The organism is Fischerella sp., from assembly GCF_013388695.1.
Taxonomy (GTDB): domain Bacteria; phylum Cyanobacteriota; class Cyanobacteriia; order Cyanobacteriales; family Nostocaceae; genus PCC9605.
This window is the reverse complement of sequence record NZ_JACAEU010000175.1, coordinates 1-5,074: the sequence shown is the minus strand read 5'-3', so window position 1 is coordinate 5,074 and position 5,074 is coordinate 1. Positions and strand designations below refer to the sequence as shown.

Annotated in this window: 6 protein-coding genes and 1 riboswitch; of the genes, 4 read left to right on the top strand and 2 right to left on the bottom strand. The window is 43.0% G+C overall.

Translation table 11 applies throughout. The features are described 5' to 3' along the window. Positions 1 to 128: 128 nt before the first annotated feature. The 4 genes from HXY43_RS24195 (at position 129) to HXY43_RS24180 (ending at position 2,831) form a co-directional block, all read left to right on the top strand. Positions 129 to 380, top strand: a complete 252-nt coding sequence (locus tag HXY43_RS24195; RefSeq protein WP_290888936.1) for a hypothetical protein — start codon at positions 129 to 131, stop codon at positions 378 to 380. 40 nt (positions 381 to 420) lie between these two features. Next, the gene (locus tag HXY43_RS24190; RefSeq protein WP_290888933.1) at positions 421 to 720 is read left to right on the top strand and encodes a ChaB family protein; all 300 of its coding nucleotides are present in this window, start codon (positions 421 to 423) and stop codon (positions 718 to 720) included. A 149-nt stretch (positions 721 to 869) separates the two neighbouring features. Beyond that, positions 870 to 2,063, top strand: a complete 1,194-nt coding sequence (locus HXY43_RS24185; RefSeq protein ID WP_290888929.1) for an NAD(P)/FAD-dependent oxidoreductase — start codon at positions 870 to 872, stop codon at positions 2,061 to 2,063. 117 nt (positions 2,064 to 2,180) lie between these two features. After that, positions 2,181 to 2,831, top strand: a complete 651-nt coding sequence (locus HXY43_RS24180; RefSeq protein ID WP_290888926.1) for an HAD family hydrolase — start codon at positions 2,181 to 2,183, stop codon at positions 2,829 to 2,831. Positions 2,832 to 2,911: 80 nt separating this feature from the next. On the opposite strand, the gene HXY43_RS24175 is transcribed toward HXY43_RS24180, so the two are convergent. Next, entirely contained in the window at positions 2,912 to 3,319 is a 408-nt protein-coding gene (locus HXY43_RS24175) for a DUF4278 domain-containing protein (RefSeq protein WP_290888923.1), read from the bottom strand. Positions 3,320 to 3,364: 45 nt separating this feature from the next. Beyond that, positions 3,365 to 3,513: riboswitch (Glutamine riboswitch) on the bottom strand. 176 nt (positions 3,514 to 3,689) lie between these two features. After that, positions 3,690 to 4,865 (bottom strand): hybrid sensor histidine kinase/response regulator, encoded by a 1,176-nt coding sequence (locus HXY43_RS24170; RefSeq protein ID WP_290888920.1) that lies wholly within the window; start codon positions 4,863 to 4,865, stop codon positions 3,690 to 3,692. Positions 4,866 to 5,074: the final 209 nt, after the last annotated feature.

Here is a 5,074-nt window from a genome sequence, read left to right as displayed (position 1 = left end):
ATATGAATTTACAATTCACGGGTATGTAGAGACGTAGCATTGCTACGTCTCTACAATGATTTGGCATCGAGCTACAAAAATGTATGCAAACATAATTCATGACCAAATTCAGCAACGCCGATTAATCTATGTTTGATAATCACAGTCATGAATCGTTGAATCGCGATCGCACCTTTGTGAGTGCTATACCTGCTAGAAAAATCCTCCTCTCGGTAATTTGGCTGGGATTTACCGCTTACACTATATGGTTAGCTCCCCTGGATCAAGCCGATACATGGCCCTTAGCTTGGAAACTGTTGACATTCCAATACGATCAACTCAATGCCATCATCCCAGTAATCTTTTGGCTGATGGGTGTCTGGCCGATGATTTACGGATGAACTCAATACTAGTTCGAGATTAAATCATCGGAGTGAATTTATGCAATCATCAGAAGAAATGAGAAGTAACGACGTAGAGCAAGCACCAGAAGAAAGCAAAAATAAAAACGTAGAAGGATTACCAGAAGAAATCAGAGGAGAACTACCTCGACCAGCTCAACAAATTTACGCTGCTGCCTTCAAAGCTGCCCAGAGCAATGGTATGAGTGAAGAGGGCGCTCGTCAAGTTGCTTGGAATAGTGTCAGGAACCAATTCGAGAAAGGTGAAGACGGAAAATGGCACGCCAAGGGTGAAGTTACCGCCCAACATTTCAAAGCTATCACTACCGGTGGTAATTAAGTCTTTTTTACTTAAATATTAAATTGAAGGTGGTTTGTGCAAATCATAAACCGCCTTTTGCTTATTTGAGAATGGTTGATGGCAATAGACCGAAAGAAATCATTACACTGATATAAGTTCCCTACTGGGATTGACTGCCCATTAGACAAATGACCGAACAAACAGCAAGAATCTGTATTCTGGGTGGAGGCTTTGGTGGTCTCCACACTACCCTGCGGTTAAGCCAGTTACCTTGGGAAGCGTTGCCAAAACCTGAAATAGTTCTGGTAGATCACAGCGATCGCTTTCTTTTTTCTCCTCTCCTCTACGAACTACTGACTGGCGAACTACAAACCTGGGAAATTGCCCCTCCCTTTGAAGAATTGTTACAAGACACAGGTGTGCGTTTTTATCAAGCTACTGTGTCAGGAATTGATATAAACCAGCGACGGGTACACTTACAGGATGGCCCGGAAATCGGCTACGACCGCTTGGTGTTAGCACTGGGTGGCGAAACACCGTTAGACATGGTGTCAGGAGCGGCATCTCACGCTTATACTTTCCGTACAATTGCGGATGCATATCGCTTGGAAGAACGCTTGCGAGTATTGGAAGAATCCGATACAGATAAAATTCGAGTGGCGATTGTTGGCGCTGGTTACACTGGTGTAGAGTTAGCGTGTAAACTAGCAGACAGACTAGGGCAAAGAGGACGCTTTCGGTTAATTGAAGTAACTGACCAAATTTTAAGAACCTCTCCAGAGTTTAACCGCGAAGCAGCTACGAAGGCTTTGGAAGAAAGAAGTATATTTATTGACTTAGAAACCAAGGTAGTTGCGATCGCCCAAGATACCATTTCCTTGGAATATAAAGGTCAAGTAGATACCATCCCTGTAGATTTAGTGATTTGGACAGTAGGAACGAGAGTTGCGCCTGTAGTCCGAAATCTTCCTTTCAAGCAAAATCAGCGCGGTCAAATCACTACCACACCGACTCTCCAAGTCCTTGACCATCCAGAAATTTTTGCCTTGGGAGATTTGGCAGATTGTCGCGATGCCGAAGGACAGCAAATTCCCGCCACAGCCCAGGCAGCTTTCCAACAAGCCGACTATGCAGCTTGGAACATCTGGGCAACTCTGACTCATCGCCCTCTACTTCCCTTCCGCTATCAATACTTAGGCGAAATGATGACATTGGGGATAGACAACGCCACTTTCACTGGTTTGGGCATTAAACTAGAAGGTTCTTTGGCTTACCTCGCTCGTCGTCTTGCCTATCTGTATCGAATGCCAACTTTAGACCATAAACTCAAAGTTGGTTTTAACTGGCTAGCTCGTCCTATTATAGAGACATTGTCAAAATAATAAAATGGTGCACTAGACTGAGGTGTTTAGCGTTTTGTCATCAGACATTGCGCTTTGCACCTGATAGATTATTTTTCCAAAATCTAAAATCTAAAATCCAAATATAGTCATAGATTGATGGAACGACCGAAAGTTATTTTTTTAGATGCTGTTGGCACAATCTTCGGCGTTAAAGGTAGTGTGGGTGAAGTTTATAGTCAAATCGCCCGGGAATTTGGCGTCGCAACTTCTGCCGAAACTTTGAATGAAATGTTTCTCCAAAGCTTTAAAGCCGCGCCACCGCCTGTGTTCCCAGATGTACAAGAACAAGATATTCCCCAGTATGAGTTTGAGTGGTGGTTTCAAATAGCCTCCAACACTTTTAAACAAGCAGGGGTTTTTGAGCAATTTTATGATTTTTCGGCTTTTTTTAGCGAAGTCTATATCCACTTTGGTACAGCCGAACCGTGGTTTGTCTATGACGATGTCATACCAGCTTTGACAAAGTGGCAAAAGATGGGAATTGAACTAGGGATAGTGTCGAATTTTGATTCCCGCCTCTACTCAGTGTTGCAGGCTTTGGAACTGAGAGACTTTTTCAGTTCCATCACCATTTCTACCCAAGCAGGCGCAGCCAAACCCGATCCCCAAATTTTTGCCATTGCCTTAGAAAAACACAACTGCGAACCTGCGGCAGCATGGCATATTGGAGACAGTATTGCAGAAGATTATCAAGCCGCAAAAGCAGCGGGATTAAGAGGTATTTGGATTAATCGTGGTAATGAGTGATTGTAGAGACGTACCATGGTACGTCTCTACATTGGTTAGTGGTTAGTAGTCTGTAAATGACAACTACTAACTACTATCTACTATCCACTAACCATTAATTGCCTTGCCTCATCTTCTAGTAAGCGGATGAGGTTTTGGTCTCCCTTTTCTTTGGCTACTTGCAGCCGGTGTTCTAGATTATGGCGAATATGGACGAGATGAGTATTGGCTAAATCCTGACTAGATGGTTCGCGTCTACCATGAGTAGCCGCAGTGGCATTAGCACTGTATTGTTTCCGCTGTCTCATCACTTCCACATCCAGTGGATCGCCAATACAATAGGGAACTCCGCGATACTTCAACTCAGCCACTGGCTGAGGTACAGGAATGTGTCTGGGATAATAACGTTGCCAACTCGCACCACGGTACTTGCCACCAATTTCTCCTGGGGTCATTTCCACGGCGAGAGGATTGTGTTCATAATCAACACCGCGATAGGTAAGTTTCATTTGCTTCGCCTCGCTTTTAATTTTTTGTAGGTTGGAATTAAATGAGGCGCGTTCCTTCAGGATGTCTCCTTACTTCCGTCTCCTCGCTGATTGTCATGCTAAGCGGAGTATCTACGCTTTACTGCGTTACGCAGAGAATGACAACTAAAGCCTGTGAATGCAATTTGGCGTCACATGCTAAGGAGATGAACGATTTTATTTCTGTATTTATTGTAACATTTTTTTCGATTTGTCAAGAAAATATTATAAAAAATTAATCATCACCACTGTGACTGTGAGTTCGCAAGCTTTCCAGTTTAGACGGGTGACATGGCGATCGCTGACATGTTGCCATCTACGAAGGCGTTGATTGTAAGCACAAAGAATCTCATTAAGCTTTAATCAACGGCAGTGTAACAGTAAAGGTTGTACCTACTCCCACTTCACTATTAACTGCAATCTCACCTCCATGTGCCTCTAGACACTTTTTAACAATCGCTAAACCCAAGCCAGTGCCAGGAATTGTACCGACATTGCCAGCACGATGGAATGGCTCAAACAATTGCTTTTGGTCTTCTTGGGGAATACCTATACCCTCATCTTGAATCCGGAAGATTACGGTTTGATTTTGAAACAATAGTTCAAAATAAACATTACTATTCGGATATGAATACTTAATAGCATTACTGAGTAAATTTCCTAAAATATGGCGCAACAAATTTTCGTCGCACAATGCTTCACCCAGTTCCTCACTAGTTGTGAATACAAGCTTAATATGCTTCTCGGCTGCAACTAGTTGAGCTTCTTCAAGTAGTTGGCAACAGAAATCTTTTAAATCTAGTAAACTAAAATCACGTTGAAGTTTACCTGAATCAACTCTACCCAATAGAGAAACTTCATCTAATAACTGTGACACATTTTTGATAGCTGAACGAATTAGCTGATAATGAGTCAGCTTTTTCTCTTTGGGTAATTTGTCATCATTGTTTTGTAGCAAGCCCGCTGCCAGCAGGATAGTATTCAAAGGGTTGCGGATGTCATGAGAGAACATGGAGACAAATTCGGATTTGAATTGGTTGAGTTCTTGGGCTTTGACTAACTCTGCCGTTCTCTCTTCAACCCGAATTTCTAACGCCTGATTGACTGCGCGTAATGCTTCTAATGCTTGCTTGCGCTCGATCGCATATCTCAAAGAGCGAACCAATACTTCTACGTTCACCTGTCGCTTGACAAGATAATCTTGCGCCCCCTGCCGCACCGCTTCGAGGGCAAGTTCATCATCATTAGTATTAGTTAATACAACAATCGGTACGCTCGGAGCTTGACTCATCAACGGCGTTAGAGAAGTCAATCCTTGACTGTCTGGTAGTGTCAGATCCAATAAAATAGCATCAAAGCTACATTCTATAGCCGTACAATTACTGAGTAAAACCAAAGCGTCTCTCAATCGCTTAACGTGAACTAGAGTAAATTCACTCTTGTTAGCTTGCTTAAGAAACTCTTGTAACAATCTAGCTTCTGCCAGATTGTCCTCAATCAATAAAATTTTGATTGAGCTTCCAATCATAGTCTGGTTTGGGAATAGGGAATTGGGATTGGGAATTGGCATAAGGGATAGCCCTGCCAAGGTGGGTAAAAAACGAATCATTATCTTAGTAGAGAAGACTATTTTCCTCTTTGTGTCTTAGTGTCTTTGTGTTTCAATCATTCTTTTTTCACCACCCTCCGGGTTCGCCAGTCCCCCATCTCGGCAGAAGCCAAGACGGGGGCTGGACT